The following is a 1,086-nucleotide window of genomic DNA, read 5'->3' on the forward strand; positions in this document are numbered from 1 at the left end:
CTATCACAGCATCCAGTTGGAGGGGGGGGGATTTAATGGCGCGGTTTTTATTCTGAACGTGGATGCAGGCATGCATTATCTGCCGGTTTCTTCCCCCAGGAAGGACAATTGCCAAAAGCCATGCGGTGATCGGCCGCAGTAGGAGGAATATCATTCTGTCCTGTCCCAATTATTCTTAAAAAAAAACGGGGAAGGGGAACCGGTTGCTGTCCGCGGGGGTTTTCCGGTAAGGATCAAATGGCGGGAAGCCCGGCGGGTCCGCCAACAAGGGCAAACATGAGCCCTGCAGTGCATTCCGCCCCCTGCTTGCAGCAGAGTTTGCCGGTCGGGTCATCGCAACACCGCCCATCCCCCGCACAATGGAACCCTGCCGGACATCCTCCGCCACACTTCCCGCAGTTGAGCCGGTCTGTGTTGATCTTGACCTCACAACCATCGGAAAAGACACCATTGCAGTTCATGAACCCGCTCTGGCATTGCATTGCTGCTGCCGTTGCCTGGGAGGGAGAGCACGTTCCACCAAGGCACTGGACCGGCTGGGCATGGGGCGGCTGGAAACATGCGTTCCCGCATGCTCCGCAGTTCGCCGGATCAACACTTAAGACCGCACACTTCCGGGTTGCGGGTCCTCCGCCGCTTCCGCCACCGAGATTTGCGCCCATTAGCTCGTTATTCGTACCGGCGCTTCCCTTGAGCTGCTCATTGCCGGATGCAGAAGATCCGCATGCCGTGGATCCAGACGGGCAGGAGAATGTGCAGGCACCATTGTTACAGTACTCACCAGCGTTACAGGCATTGCCGCACATCGAACAGTGGCTGGCGCTCTCCTCCACGTTCGTCTCGCACCCGTCAGACGCGTCCCGGTTGCAGTCGGAGTACCGGGTCAGGCAGTTCATTGTGCACTTCCCGGCAACACAACTGCTCCGGGCGTGCTGCGTTCCGAGATCATACGAAGGACAGACATTGCCGATTGCCCCGCAGTTGTTGATGTCCGTGCTGGTATCAACCGTAACGGTATCCTTCAGCGTGGCACCCGTAGTGGTTACAGTCGCCGGCACATTCCCGGAACGGCTCAGCGTAGTGAGG

1 protein-coding gene is annotated in these 1,086 nt (G+C 58.5%); it reads right to left on the bottom strand.

Going from position 1 to position 1,086, the window contains the following annotated elements:
- Positions 1–233: 233 nt before the first annotated feature.
- On the bottom strand, positions 234–1,086 hold an 853-nt coding region (locus CW742_RS14730), incomplete at its 5' end, for a hypothetical protein (RefSeq protein ID WP_292421686.1).

Origin of the sequence: Methanoregula sp. (genome assembly GCF_002835825.1) — an archaeon.
Lineage (GTDB): Archaea > Halobacteriota > Methanomicrobia > Methanomicrobiales > Methanospirillaceae > Methanoregula.